This is a genomic window from Planococcus sp. ISL-110, assembly GCF_018613575.1.
In the GTDB taxonomy this organism is placed as follows: Bacteria; Bacillota; Bacilli; order Bacillales_A; family Planococcaceae; genus Planococcus.
The window spans coordinates 16423-34884 of the sequence record NZ_JAGGPX010000012.1 but is presented as its reverse complement, the minus strand read 5'-3'; the positions used below and the strand labels follow the sequence as shown (position 1 = coordinate 34884).

Annotated in this window: 17 protein-coding genes and 1 pseudogene; 11 read left to right on the top strand and 7 right to left on the bottom strand. The window is 45.0% G+C overall.

The window, feature by feature from the left end; translation table 11 throughout:
• Positions 1-7 precede the first annotated feature (7 nt).
• Together J7I83_RS07925 and J7I83_RS07920 are read left to right on the top strand one after the other, a co-directional pair.
• Complete coding sequence (locus tag J7I83_RS07925; RefSeq protein WP_215100159.1) at positions 8-598, top strand: DNA-3-methyladenine glycosylase; 591 nt, start codon at positions 8-10, stop codon at positions 596-598.
• A gap of 69 nt (positions 599-667) precedes the next feature.
• Positions 668-1189 (top strand): type 1 glutamine amidotransferase domain-containing protein, encoded by a 522-nt coding sequence (locus tag J7I83_RS07920; RefSeq protein WP_215100158.1) that lies wholly within the window; start codon positions 668-670, stop codon positions 1187-1189.
• 122 nt (positions 1190-1311) lie between these two features.
• Here the strand turns inward: J7I83_RS07920 and J7I83_RS07915 are convergent, their stop codons facing one another.
• The gene (locus J7I83_RS07915; RefSeq protein ID WP_251047533.1) at positions 1312-2121 is read right to left on the bottom strand and encodes a GNAT family N-acetyltransferase; all 810 of its coding nucleotides are present in this window, start codon (positions 2119-2121) and stop codon (positions 1312-1314) included.
• 210 nt (positions 2122-2331) lie between these two features.
• On the opposite strand from J7I83_RS07915, the gene J7I83_RS07910 reads away from it, so the two are divergent.
• From J7I83_RS07910 to J7I83_RS07895, 4 genes are all read left to right on the top strand, one after another.
• Positions 2332-3258: a manganese-dependent inorganic pyrophosphatase gene (locus J7I83_RS07910; RefSeq protein ID WP_215100157.1), complete on the top strand. Its 927-nt coding sequence runs from the start codon at positions 2332-2334 to the stop codon at positions 3256-3258.
• A gap of 148 nt (positions 3259-3406) precedes the next feature.
• Positions 3407-4117 (top strand): DsbA family oxidoreductase, encoded by a 711-nt coding sequence (locus J7I83_RS07905; protein ID WP_215100156.1) that lies wholly within the window; start codon positions 3407-3409, stop codon positions 4115-4117.
• Positions 4118-4225: 108 nt separating this feature from the next.
• Entirely contained in the window at positions 4226-4864 is a 639-nt protein-coding gene (locus tag J7I83_RS07900) for an FMN-dependent NADH-azoreductase (protein ID WP_215100155.1), read from the top strand.
• Between the two features lie 248 nt (positions 4865-5112).
• Complete coding sequence (locus tag J7I83_RS07895; RefSeq protein ID WP_251047532.1) at positions 5113-6660, top strand: FAD-dependent oxidoreductase; 1548 nt, start codon at positions 5113-5115, stop codon at positions 6658-6660.
• A 122-nt stretch (positions 6661-6782) separates the two neighbouring features.
• Here J7I83_RS07895 and J7I83_RS07890 read toward each other — a convergent pair whose 3' ends face one another.
• A complete protein-coding gene (locus tag J7I83_RS07890) occupies positions 6783-7304 on the bottom strand; it encodes a YceI family protein (RefSeq protein ID WP_215100154.1) in 522 nt (173 codons plus the stop codon).
• Positions 7305-7506: 202 nt separating this feature from the next.
• Between J7I83_RS07890 and murB the strand changes: the two genes are divergently transcribed.
• Both murB and J7I83_RS07880 read left to right on the top strand, forming a co-directional pair.
• The gene (gene murB / locus J7I83_RS07885; protein WP_215100153.1) at positions 7507-8424 is read left to right on the top strand and encodes a UDP-N-acetylmuramate dehydrogenase; all 918 of its coding nucleotides are present in this window, start codon (positions 7507-7509) and stop codon (positions 8422-8424) included.
• Positions 8425-8574: 150 nt separating this feature from the next.
• On the top strand, positions 8575-10941 hold the full coding sequence (locus tag J7I83_RS07880) for a penicillin acylase family protein (RefSeq protein WP_215100152.1): 2367 nt from the start codon (positions 8575-8577) through the stop codon (positions 10939-10941).
• Between the two features lie 282 nt (positions 10942-11223).
• Here J7I83_RS07880 and J7I83_RS07875 read toward each other — a convergent pair whose 3' ends face one another.
• Entirely contained in the window at positions 11224-12633 is a 1410-nt protein-coding gene (locus J7I83_RS07875; RefSeq protein WP_215100151.1) for an aminotransferase-like domain-containing protein, read from the bottom strand.
• Positions 12634-12787: 154 nt separating this feature from the next.
• Here J7I83_RS07875 and J7I83_RS07870 point away from each other — a divergent pair, with 154 nt between their 5' ends.
• The gene (locus J7I83_RS07870) at positions 12788-13696 is read left to right on the top strand and encodes a DMT family transporter (protein WP_215100150.1); all 909 of its coding nucleotides are present in this window, start codon (positions 12788-12790) and stop codon (positions 13694-13696) included.
• A gap of 203 nt (positions 13697-13899) precedes the next feature.
• Here J7I83_RS07870 and J7I83_RS07865 read toward each other — a convergent pair whose 3' ends face one another.
• On the bottom strand, positions 13900-14364 hold the full coding sequence (locus J7I83_RS07865; protein ID WP_483313432.1) for a CadD family cadmium resistance transporter: 465 nt from the start codon (positions 14362-14364) through the stop codon (positions 13900-13902).
• Between the two features lie 343 nt (positions 14365-14707).
• Positions 14708-16163: pseudogene (locus tag J7I83_RS07860) on the bottom strand (BCCT family transporter).
• 520 nt (positions 16164-16683) lie between these two features.
• On the opposite strand from J7I83_RS07860, the gene J7I83_RS07855 reads away from it, so the two are divergent.
• Entirely contained in the window at positions 16684-17037 is a 354-nt protein-coding gene (locus J7I83_RS07855; protein ID WP_215100149.1) for a fluoride efflux transporter FluC, read from the top strand.
• Positions 17034-17366, top strand: a complete 333-nt coding sequence (locus tag J7I83_RS07850) for a fluoride efflux transporter FluC (RefSeq protein ID WP_215100148.1) — start codon at positions 17034-17036, stop codon at positions 17364-17366. The genes J7I83_RS07855 and J7I83_RS07850 overlap by 4 nt, the downstream gene beginning before the upstream one ends.
• Positions 17367-17577: 211 nt before the next feature.
• Here J7I83_RS07850 and J7I83_RS07845 read toward each other — a convergent pair whose 3' ends face one another.
• Both J7I83_RS07845 and J7I83_RS17795 read right to left on the bottom strand, forming a co-directional pair.
• Positions 17578-17997: a universal stress protein gene (locus J7I83_RS07845; protein ID WP_215100147.1), complete on the bottom strand. Its 420-nt coding sequence runs from the start codon at positions 17995-17997 to the stop codon at positions 17578-17580.
• An 81-nt stretch (positions 17998-18078) separates the two neighbouring features.
• Positions 18079-18279, bottom strand: a complete 201-nt coding sequence (locus J7I83_RS17795) for an STAS domain-containing protein (protein ID WP_251047530.1) — start codon at positions 18277-18279, stop codon at positions 18079-18081.
• Positions 18280-18462: the final 183 nt, after the last annotated feature.

Here is an 18462-nt window from a genome sequence, read left to right as displayed (position 1 = left end):
AGATTTTATGTTTACACCAGTCACTGCTGAATTTTTCCATGTTCCGACATTGGAGCTGTCCCGTAAATTGCTTGGCCAGATCCTGGTCCATGAATTACCGGAAGGCATCATTGCGGGGCGAATAGTGGAAACCGAAGCCTATATGGGAGCGGAAGATCGTGCTGCCCACAGTTTCGGCAATCGCCGTACCAAACGCACAGAAATCATGTTCGGAAAACCCGGACTTATTTATACTTACCAAATGCACACCCATACATTGATCAATGTCGTCAGCGGGCCGGAAGATACCCCGCGGGCGATTTTGATTCGTGCAGTCGAACCGGTAGAAGGCATTGATCTGATGGCGGAACTGCGCGGCAAACACATGCCGATGAAACAATGGACAAGTGGACCTGGAAAACTGACCAAGGCGATGGCTATTACAATGGATTATTACGGCAACCATTTTTCTGAGAAACCGCTTTATATCGCTCAAGGAGATCCGGTTCATGCCGTATCGGTTGGCCCGCGCGTGGGCATCGGAAATTCACTCGAAGCGGTCGACTATCCTTATCGTTTTTGGGAGACAGAAAATCCCTTTGTCTCGAAATTTCGCTAGTTCTGTGTTTAATGTCATCTTTTGGTGGAATACTGAAAGAGAATGATTAAGCAGAAGGAGTGGTAGAAAGTGGCAAAAATCGCAACTTTAATTACAGACATGTTCGAAGATGTGGAATATACAGATCCATCGAAAGCGTTTAATGATGCGGGTCACGAAGTTTTCACCATCGAAAAAGAAGCTGGCAAAGAAGTGACAGGCAAACAGGGCGAAGCTGTTGTCACGATCGACAAAGGCATTGATGATGTCAATCCGGATGACTACGATGCTTTATTCCTGCCAGGCGGATTTTCTCCAGATCAATTGCGTGCGGATGATCGTTTCGTGGCATTCACGAAAACCTTCATGGACGCGAAAAAACCGGTCTTTGCAATCTGTCATGGGCCTCAACTATTGATTACGGCCAAAGCATTGGAAGGCCGCAAAGCGACGGGCTATAAATCGATTCAAGTCGATATGGAATATGCAGGAGCTACTGTAGTGGATGAAGAAGTGGCAGTGTGCCAGGATCAACTGGTCACTAGCCGTCAGCCGGATGACCTTCCGGCATTCAACCGCGAATCGCTGCGTCTGCTTGAAAAATTAGCTTAATAAAAATAAAACCCGAACCAGCCAAGCTGGTTCGGGTTTTATTTCGCAAAAGTCTTTATGTTTACGCAATCGAGCAACTAAATCCGTTGAAAAGGAGCGTGCACAAAGCACGCTCCTTTTAGCTAATCCAAAAACTTTGCCAAATAAATTTCGTTATGGGGTTCGCCGTTTATCATCATGGATTTTTGGCGGATGCCCTCAGATTCAAAACCAGCTTTTTCATATAATTTGCGGGCCGGTTCGTTTTCTTCGACGACTGTCAGTTCAAGTCGGGTGATGCCTTTTTCTTTGGACCATTCCTCTGCTTTTGTGAGCAAAGATTTTGCAATCCCTTTGCCTTGGGCATCTTTCTGAAGGCCAAGGTCGATTGTGGCCCGATGAGCGGCGCGCTTTGCATCATTTCCCATAATCATCAAATAGCCGACATGCTGACCGTTCAAGATAGCAATGATAATGGTCGAGTGTCCGCTTTGTTTCCATTCGATGATTTGCTTGCGGACTTTTTGTGTGGATTGTGTTCGCTCATCTTTAGCGTACAGCATAAAATCAGATTCAGATTCCACCGTTTTCTGTAAGGCGGCAAGAGAGCGTGCATCCCCGTGCTCTGCTGTTCGGATAAGAAGGATGTCCTGATCCTCTTCGTCTTGTCCTGAGCCCTTTCCATTCGAAAGGTCCACTCGTTCGAAGACAACAAAGCGGTCTGGTTCAACATCACTGACAAAATAACCAGCGTCCACCCAAGCGTGGAAGTGTTTCGCCGGTGCTTTTGTCTTTTTCCACCAGCTTTTGTTCAAGTAGGCCGCATTGGGCAAATTCTGTCCCATAATTTGTTCGATTTCAGAAAATGTTAACTTTATTGAGGAATTCGTCGCTCCGGAGAAATAATCAGCCAGAGGAATGTATTTCTTTTCCAATAAAACGGTCACAGGCATCTCTTCCTTCCACCTAACTTTGAATTAGTTAGTCATATTATACCATTCGCATGTGCTAAAGTACATATCAAATTCATAAAAAACAGATAATTCTATAAACTTCATACTCTTTTAGGTTTATTTTTTATAGCTTTTAGGTTCGATTTTTTCAAATGCTGTTCTTATGATAGAATAAACACAGAAACTAAGTTTTCCAGGAGGCTATCATTCATGTCAAATGTTTTAGTATTGGGTCATAAAAATCCGGACACCGATTCAATTTGTTCGGCCATTTCATATGCTTATTTAAAGAATGAAATGGGCATGGTTGCTGAACCTATCCGCTTAGGTGAAGTGAACAACGAAACCTTATTCGCTCTAGAGACATTCAAATTCGATCAGCCGCGTCTGGTAACACAAGTCGCGAAAGAAGCTGCGCAGGTAATTTTGGTGGATCACAATGAACGCCAGCAAAGTGCAGAAGACATCAACGAAGTTCAAGTGATTGAAGTAGTGGACCATCACCGCATCGCCAACTTTGAAACCACAGATCCGCTTTTTTTCCGTGCAGAGCCGGTTGGCTGCACGACGACCATCATCTTGAAATTATTTAAAGAAAATGGTGTGGAAGTGCCGCCGAACATTGCCGGCCTGATGCTGTCGGCCATTATTTCAGATTCACTTCTTTTCAAGTCACCGACCTGCACACCACAAGACGTTAACGCAGCCAAAGAATTGGCGAAAATCGCTGATGTCGATGTGCAAAATTACGGGCTTGGCCTATTGAAAGCTGGCGCTGATTTAAGCAATAAAACACTGGAAGACTTGATTTCATTGGATTCAAAAGAATTCGAAGCAGGCGATCGCCGGTTTGAAGTTGCTCAAGTCAACGCCATCGACGTCGAAGAAGTCATGGTCCGCCAAAAAGAGCTTGAAGCATTGATGGCAAATACCATTTCTGCCAAAGGCCTGGATCTTTTCGTATTTGCTGTCACGGATATTCTCAACAATAACTCGGTTGCGATCGTTCTTGGCGAAAGAGCAGGCATTATTGAAGGTGCCTTTAAAACAAGCGTGGTTGATAACCGTGTCCTGCTGCCGGGTGTCGTGTCACGCAAGAAGCAGATTGTTCCTGTCATCACCGAAGCATTAAGCTGATTCCCTTTTGGGAGTCAGTTTTTTTGTGGTTTAATAGCACAGCTTATGTCCGTCAGGTCTCGCTCGATCGCCTCTGTTTTTCTTTCCACAGGCAAAAAAATTGAGGGCTGTTGTTTTCGTTGCTATAGTTAATGGCGAGGTGGATAATATGAAAATTGAAGTTTGGTCAGATTATGTATGCCCATTCTGCTATATAGGCAAGCGAACTTTGGAAAAGGCGTTGGTTCAATCGGGCTTTGAAAGTCAGGCGGAGGTTTCGTTTAAGGCTTATCAGTTAGATCCGAATACCCCGACCGATTCTGTTGTTTCGACTTATGAAAGTCTAGCGAAAAAATTGGGGCAAACTATGGAACAAGCGAAAGAAATGACTGAAGGAGTGGCGCAGCATGCCCGTTCCGTAGGTTTGGAATATAATTTCGAAGGTATGGTGGAAGCCAATACATTGGCTGCTCATCGTTTGGTGAAATGGGCTGAAACCCATGGCAAAGATGCAGAACTGACTGAACAGCTTATGCATCAGTATTTCGTGGAAGCCAAAAACGTCAGCAATCATGAGGTTTTATTGGACCTGACGCAAGCAGTCGGGCTGCCGGGCGACGAAGCGAAAAAGGTGCTGGAATCAGACCAATTCATGGCAGAGGTACAGGTTGATATCGCCGAAGCCGGCCAAATCGGCGTGCAGGGTGTCCCGTTTTTTGTTGTTAACCGCAAATATGCCATTTCCGGTGCTCAGCCTTTGGAAGCATTTGTTGAAGCATTGGAACAAATTGCTGAAGAAGAAGGGGTTCGTCCTAAGCTAAAGCCAATGGGCAAAAAGAAAACCAGTTATTGCACAGGAGATTCTTGTGACGGGGTGTAAGCCCGAGGCAGAGTAATTGACTTTTACTCTGCCTTTTCTTAAAATAATAAAGTACTTTTAATCTGAGATAAATAATTTTAATGTAATTACAAAAGGAGTTTTAACCTAATGACAAACGTTCTAGTAGTAAAAGCAAATAATCGCCCTGCATCTGAGGGGGTTTCAAGCAAAATGTACGAAGTATTCATGGATTCGATTGGTATGGGTACTGAACTTGACATCAACACCTTCGATGTATTTAAAGAAGATATGCCATATTTTGGCCAGGATTTCTTTGACGCTATGCAAAAATCCGCACAAGCTGAAGAAATGACTGAGTTGGAGCAGCGCATTTTGACTGCTGCCAACAAAGCTATGGATGCATTCATGGATGCTGATGTGGTCGTATTCGCATTCCCATTATGGAATAAAACAATTCCTGCACCATTGCAGACGTTCATTGATTACGTTTACCGTGCAGGCGTTACGTTCAAATATACAGCTGAAGGCCCGGTTGGCCTTGTACCGGAGAAAAAAGTCATCATCCTGAACGCTCGCGGCGGAGTTTATTCAACGCCTGAAATGGCTCCTGCTGAAATGAGCGTCAACTATATCCGTTTGATCATGGATTTCTTCGGCATCACTGATATTGAAGAAGTTATCATCGAAGGACATAATATGTATCCGGACCGTGCGGAAGAAATCGTTGCTGAAGGCATGAAGCGCGTAGAGCAATCTGCAAATTCATTAGTAAAAGTATACGCATAAATTTTTGGATGAAAGACTGCCCTTAAAGGGCGGTCCTTTTTTGGTTTTCCCGGTATCTGGACAGTAAACTTGGGATAACGGACAGTAAATCATCGGAAGCGGACAGTGTTTTTGAAACTTGGACAGTATTTCGCCTAATTCACAGTATATCCAAAAAATGGGAAATATACTTGTTAAACAACTAGCCTGATTAGGATTTTTCATTAGGGGTAGACATTTATTAAAAGCTACTTTTAAGGAGGAACGGTATGGTGAAAAGTGATAACGTGAGTCGGGTTCCAGAAGAGCAGAAGTCGTATTGGAGAGAATACAAGGATATTCCAAGTTATCCTGCTTTACAGGAAAATGAGTCGACAGATATTGCTGTTGTCGGCGGCGGGATGGTCGGTATTATTAGTGCTTATCTTTTGGCGAAAGCCGGGAGAAAAGTGACGTTGATCGATGCTGGAAAACTGGTTGACGGAGTAACGGGTTACACGACCGCTAAAGTAACCGCACAGCATGGCCTGTTTTATTATCCGCTGGTCAAGCTGGTAGGAGAAGAAAAAGCGAAGCTGTATTACCAGGCAAATATGGATGGCTTGAAATTCGTTGAAGAAACTGCCGGTGAACTGGGCATCGACTGTGATTTTTCCCATCATAATGCGTTCGTCTATGCCAATACGGCTGCAGGGGCAAAGCTGGTTGAGAAAGAGGCAGAGACTTATGAGCAACTGGGAATTGACGGTGAGTTGGCAAAAGACGAAGTCGAATTGCCGTTTCAGGTGAAAGAAGCTGTGGTCATGCGCGGCCAGGCCCAATTTCATCCAGTGAAATTCCTGGCAGGATTGGTGAAGGAGATTGAACGGCTGGGCGGCAAAATCTATGAGCACACACGCGCTGTAAAGATTTTGAGCAAAAACGATCCGGTCATCCAAACCGAAAATCTTTCGCATTTATCGTGCAATAAAGTGATTGTCGCTACCCACTATCCATTTAATGATTTTGATGGCATGTATTTTTCACGTTTATCCGTCAACCGCTCGTATGTCATTGCAGCCAAAGTGAGCGGCAAGATTCCGAATGGCATGTACATCAGCGGTGATATGCCGTCCCGTTCCCTCCGCTACGCAACGGGTGAGGATGGGGAGAGGCTTTTGCTGATCGGCGGCGATGGCCATACAACAGGAAAGAGCTCCAGCGAAACCATGGAACACTACTATAACCTTGAGAAGTTTGGGGACGAGCATTTTGGCATTCAGGAGATTCCATACCGCTGGTCAGCTCAGGACATGACAACACTCGACCAGATCCCTTATATCGGAACCATCACGGCTGGATATGACAATATCCTGGTAGCGACCGGGTTCCACAAATGGGGAATGTCAAATGGTGCCTTGGCCGGCATGCTGCTGACAGATCAGATTTTGGGCAAGGAAAATCGCTATGCGCCCATCTTCAGTCCTACTCGGCCTAAGATGAAGGCTGTGGATGTTGCAAGCTTTGCAAAAGACAATGCGTCGGTTGCCAAGGAATTGGTCAAAGGGAAACTGAAAAGAGCTTCCAAAACTGTCGAGGATCTTGGCAAGGACGAAGGGTCACTAGTCAAAGTCGGCAAGAAGAAGGCAGGCGGCTACCGGGATGAATATGGCCAAGTCCATCTTGTTGATACGGCATGCACCCATATGGGATGCGAAGTCAATTGGAATGACGCGGAACGATCTTGGGATTGTCCGTGCCACGGCTCGCGTTTCTCTTATACTGGAGATGTATTGAATGGGCCGGCTGTTAAACCGTTGAAGAAAATAGAAGAATAGAAAAGCGGGAGTATCTGTGAGGAATTGACTTATGATCTGAAGAGCTAAAGCATTAACTATTCAGAAGCTCCAAAAAAGCAGTGCGAGGAAAATTCCTCGCACTGCTTTTTACGTTTTTGCTATTATGCTGGGTTGCCTTCTAATTCCAATGTGATTTTGATGTCTTCGCCGACCATTACGCCGCCAGTTTCAAGAGCTTGGTTCCACGTAAGGCCGAAATCTTTGCGGTTTACTTTGCCTTCTACATTGAAAGCGACTACTTCAACTCCCCAAGGATTCGTGCCTTTGCCGCCATATTCCACTTCAAAAGTAGCCGGACGTGTAACACCTTTCATCGTAAGGTCACCAGTCAATTCGTATTCGCTGTCTTTTTTAACGATATCGTTGGCTTTAAATGTGATATATGGGAACTGCTCAGCGTCAAAGAAATCAGCAGAGCGCAAATGGTTGTCACGGTCTGTATTGTTGGTATTGATGCTTGCTACGTCGATTTTGAAGTCGATCAATGCACCTTGCAGATCTTCTTCGTTTGCTTCAACGATTGCTTCGTAAGATGTAAAAGAGCCTTTTACTTTCGAAATCATCATGTGTTTTACGGAAAATCCGATTTCTGAGTGTGCTGTGTCTACCGTCCATTTTTTCATGTTAAATTCCTCCTAAAAATATTCTTCTAGCCTAAATATAAGGGTATTAAATCTCAAAGTCAATAGTTATTAATTAATGATTCTCGAATTCGAGATATTATTTTATTGGACTTTTGGCCTGAACCTTATTATATTGCTTGTCAAACCAGTATGAAAATTGGATACTAGTAGAAGTTATAAGTTTAGAAGGGATTTGCTTTAGATGACGAAACAACAATGGTTGACGGATTTACGCGATTTTTTAACAGATGATCACGTCAAAATGGATGAACCGCTACACCTTCATACATTAACTAAAATGGGTGGGCCAGCTGATATTTTTGTGACACCGACGACTGAAGATGAAACTGCTTTTACAGTAAAATATGCATATACGAATAACATCCCTTTATTGCTTCTCGGAAATGGATCTAACATGGTTGTCCGGGACGGAGGATTCCGTGGAATTGTCCTGACTTTAAAGAGTTTACAGGAGATCCGCATAGACGGTACGAAAGTTTATGCTCAAGGTGGGGCAAACATCAAAAAGGTATCGAAAACCGTTGCAGCGAAACAGCTCACAGGATTTGAGTTTGCTTGCGGAATCCCGGGTTCCATCGGCGGTGCCATGGCGATGAATGCGGGCGCTTATGGTGGAGAAATCAAAGATGTCATTATACAGGCAACAGTTCTTTCGAAAGAAGGAGAAAAGCTGATTTTATCCAAAGAAGACTTGGATCTTGGCTACCGGAAGAGCATCATCATTAAAAAAGGATTTTACGTCTTGTCGGCTGAATTTGAGTTGGAAATCGGCAAGCAAACGATCATCGATGCCAAAATGACTGAATTGACATATCAGCGGGAAACGAAACAACCATTGGAATTTCCTTCTGCAGGTAGTGTCTTTAAACGTCCACCGGGCAATTTTGCCGGCAAATTGATACAGGACAGCGGCCTTCAGGGACGGGGATTCGGTGGAGCGGAAGTTTCCACTAAACATGCTGGTTTTATTGTCAATAAAAACAATGCATCCGCCAACGATTACATCCAGACTATTGAGATGGTCAAAGCGGCTGTCCAGGAAAAATTCGGCATTGATTTGGAGTTGGAAGTGAAGATTGTAGGAGAAGACCAAGTTTGATTGGAAAAGATGTCCCTTAGCCGGGACATCTTTTTTTGTGGGAAAATGCCTGTGAATGTTCTCCTGCAAGAAAGGTTATTCTTTTTAAAAAAAAAAGGGATTTATCCTTCGCCAGTCGAATAAAACACCATAAGAAAAGGGGGAAGGACAATGGAGAAAAAAGTGAAAAGCAGAAGATGGCTGAAATGGCTCTTGGGTATTTTTGGTGTTCTTGTTGCAATTGCGGTAGCCGCACTTATTTTTGTAAACGTTTACATAGGGAAATCCAAACCGGTTATTGAAGGCGAAGCAGCAGTCTCCATACTGGATAGTGATGTTTCGGTCATTCGCGATAGCATCGGCGTGCCGCATATTCAGGCGGACACAGATGCTGACCTTTACCGGGCGCAAGGATATGTACAGGCGCAGGATCGGATGTTCCAGATGGATCTGTCGCGCAGACAGGCCAGTGGCCAATTGGCGGAAGTAATCGGAGCAGATGCGGTCGATACCGATAAGTTTTTCCGGACCTTCAGTTTGCGGGATGCTGCGGAAAAGTCTTGGGATGGCTATGACGCAGAAGCCAAGCAGGTTCTTGAATGGTATGCGGAAGGCGTTAATGCTTACATGGAAGAGGCGAAGGAGGACGGCAGGTTGAGCTTTGAGTTCACGCTGCTCGGTTACCAACCTTCGGAATGGACCCCTGTCGACTCACTGACAATCGGAAAGTTCATGGCTTATGACCTCGGCGGGCATTGGAATACACTTGCAGTCCGCCACTGGGCATTGAACGAATTCCCAGAAGACAAAGCCCGTGAGCTGTTTATATCTTATCCAGAAATTGCACCGGCGATTTTGGCAGCGAACAAACAGCAGCCTGTTCAAGTAGCCGGAGAATTCGATGCCTCTGTTCTTCCGCCTGAATTCAATGGCAGCAATAACTGGGTGGTGTCGGGAGACAAAACCGCGAGCGGCAAACCGCTGCTTGCAGATGATCCGCATCTTGGGCTGAGCACGCCGTCCATCTGGTACCAAATGCATTTGAAATCGCCTGAACAAAATGTCAGTGGCGTCATTTTTGCGGGCATTCCCGGAATTATCCTGGGGCATAACGAAGAAATTGCCTGGGGTGTCACCAATGTCGGACCGGACGTTCAGGATCTTTATATCGAAACGCCAAATCCCGACGATCCGACACAGTTCCAGTATGAGGGCGAGTGGGAGCAGGCGGAAGTAAGGAAAGAACCGATCAAAGTCAAGGACGGGGAAACCGAAAACTTTGAAGTGCTGGTGACCAGGCACGGTCCTGTCGTGTCGAATGTCCTGTACGATGAAGAGGAAGCGGACGCCGTCTTTTCGATGCAATGGACAGCCCTTGAGCCGACGCTGGAGCTACAGGCAGTCCTGAATTTCAATAAAGCATCCAATTGGGAAGAGTTTGAACTGGCGCTGGAGGATTTTCAGGCACCTGCACAGAATTTTGTCTTTGCTTCCACGGATGGAACGATCGCCTATAAAGCGAATGGCCGCATCCCCATCCGTAAATCCGGAGACGGCCAATTGCCGGTTCCGGGAGATTCTGCAGAATACGGCTGGGAAGGCTATGTGCCTTTTGACGAATTGCCGACTGCAGTCAATCCGGAAAGCGGGTTTATTGCCACAGCGAATAATGAAGTGATTGATGAGTCCTATCCGTACCACATCACCGATTTTTGGGCGCAGCCGTATCGCTACGAACGGATTGCCGAGGTGCTGGAAGCATCGGATGATCTGACAGCACAGGATATGATGGAGCTGCAGATGGATCAGCAGAATTTATATGCGGCTGAGTTTTTGGAAGAGATGATTTCGATCGTGCGCAGTGAAACCGACGAATACGATGGAGTCCTGACTTTGCTGGAAGAATGGGATCAGGTCGACGGTGAAGACCAGGGTGCGCCGCTGGTTTTCCATAAGTGGATGAAGCAGCTACCGGAAACTTTATTGGCGGCTGAATTTCCGGAAGATGTCTTCGATATGCTGGCAGGCAAAAATCACATTACTGATGAAATGATGCGCAATGCGTTTGATGGAGATGAAGGAATTTGGATAACGGAATACGGCGGTACCGAAAAATGGCTTGTCGATTCGCTGGAGGCGGCAGTTGCTGAAGTTGAAGAAGAACAGGGAAGTGATTTGGGTGATTGGGTATGGGGAGACCATCATCAATTGACTTTCCCGCATCCGCTTGCGGGTGCCTCCGCAATTTTTGCTGAATTCCTTAACCCGGATCCGGTGCCGATTGGAGGTTCCAACATCACGGTTCAGGCAGCTGCGTCCACACCGGAAGGCAATGTGGATCACGGTGCGTCCTGGCGATTTGTAGCGGATCTAGCTGATTTATCAAGTGCCTATCATATTGTCGGACCCGGTTTAAGCGGACACATAAAATCCGATTACTTCCACAATCAAGTGGACAAATGGGCCGAAGGCAGATTTCACAAAACTGAGATTGTCGCAGACGTTGAAGGGTCGACATTAATTTTGAAAGCGCAATGAGTTATACCTGAAAACCGTTCGTAAAAGTGTATGGAAATTCACGAACGTTCGTAAAGTGTTTTGACACCTTTACGAACGTTCTTTTTGCCGTTTTCCAGCTATTTTGAAAGGGTTCGCCAAAGTGTACTTTTACGAACGCGCATTTTATAAAAAACTTTCCAACTTACCTGTCTTGGATATTCATAATATTTCGGAAAGAGTCGGCGTAGTTCAATTATCGAAATAGTAGGGAAATGTTCCATTTACCTTGTATAAGGAATCAAAAGTAAAAACACAGACCAACTAACCATTTTCAATAATTTTTCCTAATTGAATTATTCCTTCTTTAATTTCTTCCAAGGAAGCAAACGCGTAGGACAGTCGGATAAACTGTCCCGAATTTACCGCATAAATACTTCCCGGGTTAAGAAGGATGCCCTTTGACATCGCCTTACGAAACAGCTGGCTTACTTTGAAATCAGGTTTTATTTTAACCCAAATGAAAAAGCCTCCACTGGGTTTTTCCCAACTGGCATAGCTGCTTAAATATTGTTCTAATGCTTTTAATGCTGCATCTCTCCTGACTTTAAGCTGATCTCTAACATACAATAGATGGGTTTCATATAAACCGCTAGATAACCACTCCGCTGCGACACGCTGGGATAAGGAGCTTGAGCCGTAATCAGATTGCATTTTCAAGTCGGCTAAACGGGAAATCACCGACTCTGCCCCAACTACCCACCCAATTCTCAACCCAGGACTCAGTGATTTGGAGAGGCTCCCAATATATAAGACGTTTCCATATTTATCAGTTGATTTCAATGAAGGCGGAGGAGGTGCATCAATCCATAATTCACGGTAAACGTCATCCTCAATAATCGGAAGTTGTTCCCTCTCACAGATTTCCATAAGCTCTTTACGTCTTTTTTCCGGCATTAATATTCCTGTTGGGTTATGGAAAGTTGGAATGGTGTAAAGAATACTTTCCTCTGACTCACTGGATTGATAGATTGAATTTGCCATCACTCCTTCTTTATCCATCGGCAATCCTCTCAATTTCATCCCCGCAGATTGGAAAACGGATAACGAATAAAGGTACGAGGGCACTTCTAACAAGACAGAGGAACCTCTTGAAAGAAGGCCGATTGAAATTAGGTGTAATGCCTGAAGAGCCCCAGATACGACAAGAATGGAAGAAGGGGAGGCATCAATCCCGTCTTTCTTTAAGTGTTCACTAATGGCTTTGCGCAAGTGTAGATTTCCCTTCGGCTCTTCATACCCAAAAGGCAACAACTGATCCGAGACTTTACGGACAACAGATTTCATTTCTTCTAACGGAAAAATGTCGGGAGACAATTCTCCTTTACTCATTTGAATCAGCTGCTGATTTGATTCGGCTTCATTAATTTCTTGTACAGTTGCTAAACTGGCTTTATGAATGCCGGAATTAACATTTTCATTCCAATTAGCTGATGACTGGTTTCCCATTAGCGTCCAGGTATTGTTCGTCACAACCGTTCCCATGCCTGCTCTGCCTTCGATCAGACCCTCTGCCATTAACTCTTCTAATGCAGTGATAACTGTGCTTCGATTAACTCCAAATTTGGTGGCAAGTTCTCTTTGGCTTGAAATTCGGCTACCGATGATCCACTCGCCTTTTGCAATTTTTTCTTTTACATGTTCAACGATCATTACATACTTCGGTTTACTCATTCTGGAAATCTCCTTCAAACCTTAATTTGAAAATTGGTTGGTTTTCAATAACTTAACTGGTTGAAGACATTTTAACAAACTGAGATTAAGATTGGTAACATCCTGCCGAATTAAAAATAATGGTTGGTTAACTAATTGAAGAGGAAGTGGTTAAATGGGGAATAAACTCCAGTTGAAATTGATTACGGCCCATTTATTGACCATTATTTTATGGGCATCTGCGTTTCCAGGAATCCGAGCAGCCCTTACAGCTTATTCACCAGAACATTTATCTCTTTTACGGTTGCTGATTGGCTCGGTCTTCTTAATCATAGTGGCCCTTATTATCAAAATTCGTCTTCCGGAGCCGAAAGATCTCCCTTTTATCTTATTGCTGGGATTTTTGGGCTTTTCTGTTTATCAAACCGCCTTGAATTACGGAGAACAGACAGTCAGCGCGGGCGTCGCCAGTTTATTGGTTTCCACAACTCCTATATTCACAGCACTTCTTGCTTTAATCTTCTTTCGCGCGAAAATTGGCATCAGAGGATGGATCGGTGCATTGATTGGGTTTGCGGGCGTGGCATTCATTTCGTTAGGCGGATCGACCGGCAATCTTGCATTAAATCTAGGTCTACTTCTCATTTTAGTAGCTTCCTTCTCAGAGAGTATCTATTTTGTTTTCCAGAGTCCGTATTTGAAAAAATACGGGTTTGTTCCTTTTACGATGTATGCCATTTGGTCGGGAACTCTTTTCATGTTGTTGTTCATTCCTGGTCTCGGGCATGAAATTAGCGAGGCTCCTCTTGATGTCACCATGACCGTGGTTTACTTAGGCCTTTTTCCCACTGTTATTCCATACTTTGCTTTGGCCTATATCACTTCGCATTCAGGGGCATCCGAAGCGACAAGCTCCCTGTATCTGACGCCAGCTTTCGCTTTTCTGATTGCGTGGATTTGGCTTGGGGAAGTGCCGCCCTTTTATGCCATCCTGGGTGGAGTTATTGTATTGTTGGGAGTGTTCGTATCCAACACAAAAAGCAAAGAGAAACAACCGAAAAAAGAAATCGAGGCAGTGTCTTAATTAGTTGAATGCTGATTGATTCTCTTTCATAGCTTCAAAGCCGAAGGGGAGGCCGTCAAAAATTATGAGGATTTAGCGTATTAACAATCCGATGAGAATAAGTTAAGGATAGCCCTGGTAGGGGCCCGTTTTTCACTTTTTTCATGATTCGTTTTTTAGCAATAGACTTTCTTCTATAGAAAATTGAAGCATGAAAAATCACTTCAGCTCAACAAACTACAAAGAAATTGGAATGTTCCGTTCTCCACCATGATCAAGATTCCCAGTCCGATCAAGACAATCGGGACAATCCATCGCTCCCATTTCTCAATCGTTTCCCAGACCGATTCAATGGATGCCAAACGGTAACTGAGGTAACACAAAACGGCGATCATAATGGCGAAGACAACAAGCATCACGACGGTGTTACTTGGGTTCAAAGTTGAAAAGTAAGGTATGTAGACGCCGACGTTATCGCCGCCGGCTGCCAATGTAATGAACGTGACGGTCATATACAAACGATTGGATTTTCCGGAAGACAATCGGGATAAGATATCTTCGTCGTCGGTTTCCTCTTCTCCTTTAAACCACACTTTAATTCCCAAATAAATCGGAATTAGTCCTAGTAGCCCAACCCAGCGTTCCGGCACGAGGGGCAAGACCTGATGCAGCCAATAGACTGACGCCAACCAATAGAGCTGTCCCTAAATACTGACCAATGACAATTGATTTTAACTGGCCTTTTTTGTGATTTGTGAAAACAAAATCAATAAAATAATAACGTAATCAATGCTTTTTGCAATATAAACTGCAATGGCAGAAAAAATAGTGGATATCAGCATCATCAACTCCTTTGTAGATACTAGCACCGACTAATACCATTCGATTAGCTAAACGTTCAAATGAATATTTAAATGTTGTGGTTTACTTGTTAAAACCTGTATGTATGGGAAGCCGATAATACCGACTAAGCTTTCAACGGTTCCATTTAGATGTTAGGGGATTATGGAGCATCCCCTTCTTTCATCCAATTCACCTTTTGTCCCTTTTCAGGCCTTTGATGAGTGAAAAAGCCATAATAACAATGATGATGGAAAACGGCAGTGCGGTAATGATTGCAATGGACTGGAGTGCCTTAAGTCCGCCGCTTAGGAGAAGCGACGCCGCAGTGGACAGCCTTTGAGGGGCGTATGGCGCCACTCGAAGTCAATGTACTGAGCACATAGCTGGCCGAGTCAGCTGATGTAATGAAGAAAATTACAATCAGCAATAAAGCCATAATGCTCAGTATCAATCCGCCAGGCAGGTTCTGGAGCATTAAGAACAGCGCAAGCTCCTGGTTTTCCCGGCTGGGTCCGGCAATGTCGGCAACACCGTTGATCTGCATGTCGATTGCTGTGCCGCCGAAAACTGTAAACCACAAAATGCCGAGAAGGGATGGCACGGCAAGCACGCCGATGATGAATTCCTGAATGGTTCGCCCGCGTGATACCCGGGCGATGAATGTGCCGACATAGGGTGCCCATGAAATACCCCACGCCCAGAAGAAGATGGTCCATTCGCCGAACCAGCCTTCGTCGGAATACGGCGCAAGCGTCAGGCTGAGTTCGAGAAAATTGCCCAGATAACTGCCGATTGCCGTTGTAAAGTTCTCAAACAGAAACGCGGTCGGCCCGAGAAAAAGAACAGCGAGCAACAAAAGGCCGGCCAAAGCCAAGTTGATCATACTTAAATATCGGATGCCTTTATTGACACCGGATAATGCAGAAATCATAAACAGCACGGAGATGACCGCGATAATGATCAATTGGGTGGCCGTTGAATTGGGGATTGAAAACACTTCAGATATACCGCCGCTCACTTGCAGCGCACTCAAACCGAAAGTGGTGGCAACACCGATGGCGGTCGTGATAACCGCGATAATGTTGATCACTTTTCCAGCAAGCCCGTCAACTCGATCACCGATCAGCGGACGGAAAGCCTGGCTGAGAAGAACCGGATAGCCTTCGCGAAATTTGATGAAGGCGATTGCCAGCCCAACAGTGGCGTAAACTGCCCATGGCTGCAGAGCCCAGTGGAATGCACTGTATTGCAGGGAAGTTCTTGCTGCTTCCACGGTTTCCGCTTCTGTCCCGGGCGGCGGATTGATATAATGAAGAATGGGTTCGGCTGTTCCATAAAATACAAGGCCAACGCCCATGCCACCCGCAAAAATCAAGCCAATCCAAGTATAGAACGAATACTCGGGCTTCTCATCCGGTTTGCCGAGACGCATTTTCCGGTATGGCCCGAATCCGAGGAAAAGTGCCATGATGACGAAAAATGTCATCACGAGCATGTAGAACCAGCTGAAGCTTTTTTGCACCCACGATAGCGTTGCACTGCTCCATTGTTGCAGCACTTCCGGAATAAAAACGCCGGCCAGAACCAGGATGATGACAATGCTGAATGAAATATAAAATACAAATCCGATGTTTTTGTTCCACATAAAATTACTCCTTCAACAGAAAGGTATTAATAGATGTTTTCCACCTCAAAAAAGAGTTAAACACGAATGGATAACCTGATCATTGGGGTATTATAATATTAAGTTTACAAATTGTTTTGCTGAAGCTTTTGCTGGATTGTATTGAAATAGAGAAAATTTTATTCTTATAGAACCAAGACACCAAATGAGATTAATTTTAAGTATCGCTGATTCGAGACTCAGTTTAAACTGGAACAATGGATAATAGTTATTCATTTATATATATTCGCAAAAGATTAACTTAACGAATATACATACACCGTATTAAATTAACATATAATCGTTTAACGGAAGCTGCAATAGCCTGAGTATATACCTGAAGAACCCCCTCGTAACCTTGGTATTAAAAGGTTACGAGGGGGTTCTTTAGGTTTACTGCAAAAGAGCTCGAGATTGAAGCAACTTATCTCTTGACTTGACAAATAAACATGTTTCTTTTCAATAAGCTATACTGAAGAAAAACGGATGCGGGGCGTTTGGAATGAAACGGATACTGGCGGTAGGGTTTGGCGGGATGGCTGGCGCGTTGTTGCGTGCAGGAGTATACATGGCGGTTGCAGGAGGGCTCGGGCTTTGGCTCGTTAACATAGTTGGAAGTTTTTTGATCGGAGTTGCAGCTGTCCGTTTGGCCCGCCAGTCGGGAGAGCTGCGGTTATTGGTGTCGACAGGCCTATTAGGGTCGTTTACCACTTTTTCCGCATTCTCCGCTGACTGGTTCCATCACTTGGAGTCATCCATTTGGCTGGGCATAGCTTTTGCCGGAAGCATGACAGTGACTTGTATTGTCTCGGCGGCCGCGGGACTGTGGATTGGGCGAAGAGGGGTGTCGGTATGATCGGCATAGCGATTGGCGGATTTTTAGGCGCTATCACACGCTACATGTTCTACCTGTTGGTTGAAAGCAGGTCATGGCAGCCGAAAGCCGCCACCTGGCTGGTCAACAGCATCGGTTCATTGGTGCTGGGCGCATTTGTCGGCAGCGGCAGTTTGTCAGCATTTTGGATCACCGGTTTTCTCGGAGCCTTCACCACGTTTTCAACGATGTCCTTGGATGCTGTCAAAGACTTCGAAGACGGCAAATGGCTGCAGGGCGGCAGTTATATTCTCGCCACTTTAGCGAGTGGGCTTTTATTGTTCATCCTCGGCTACATCTTGATGCAATAAGTTTGGGCTCTTCCTGTGATCGATGCAGGAGGAGTTTTCTTATGAGCGACCATAAATCCCGTTGAGCGACTGCAAATCCGGCTGAGCGACTGTAAAATCTGCTGAACGACTGTAAATTTTTCTAAGCGACCGTAAATCCCGTTGAACGACTGCAAATTAGAAATAAACAAAAACCCAGCCACTTTTCGGAAAATCCGAAAAGCGGCTGGGTTTATTTGACGATGATGACAGGAGCTTGAACGCGTTTGGCCACCTTATGGCTGACGCTGCCGAGCACCATCTCCTGCAGCACGTTTAATCCGCGGCTGCCGATCAATACGACATCATAGCCGGTTTCATTGGCATGCTTGACAATGGTTGGGCCAGGAACGCCATGCAGCGTTTTGGTTTCGAAATCAACACCCGCAGAACTGAAGATTTCTTCGAGCGGCACCAGATATTTACGGCGTTCCAAATGAACTTCGTCACTGCTTTGGCCATGGAGAATTTCGGTTCGTGCTTTTTCATAATCGATGACATACAGCAAAGTGACGAAAGCCTGCGGATTGGCTTTGGCCATTCTGGCAGCTTCTTGAGCGGCTCTTTTTGAATGATCGGAGCCGTCAGCTGCAACTAAGATTTTCTCATACATGGAGCATCCCCCCTTAATGTGTGTTCTTGCCTGCATTGCCGGATGTCGCTGACTTATCCACGAGCTTCTGGCTGGAGACATTCAAACCGACAATTTCAACAGTTTATTCATGACCCGGTCAATTGCACCGATACCGGAATCGTCCCAGACAGCCGCATCTGAGTAATTCAGGATAACTCCTTTGGCGGCTTCAACTTTATCGAATGCGGAGACGAAGTTTTGGGAAGAAGCAAAAAACAATTGCCCGTGTATGGTATATCTATTCGACGCGTTGGATTCCATTCCTTCTTTGCGGGCGTTCACTTTGGAGATTTAGGCGAAAGTGATGCTCTCCAAAACAATAACTTGAAACTGGATCGTCTTTTTAGGAAGTAAATGTAATTCATTCAAACATTCGTTTGACTGTAGTGGGTGGAGTAGATATACTGATGGAAACAATCAAATCTCTATTTGAATGAAAGAGGT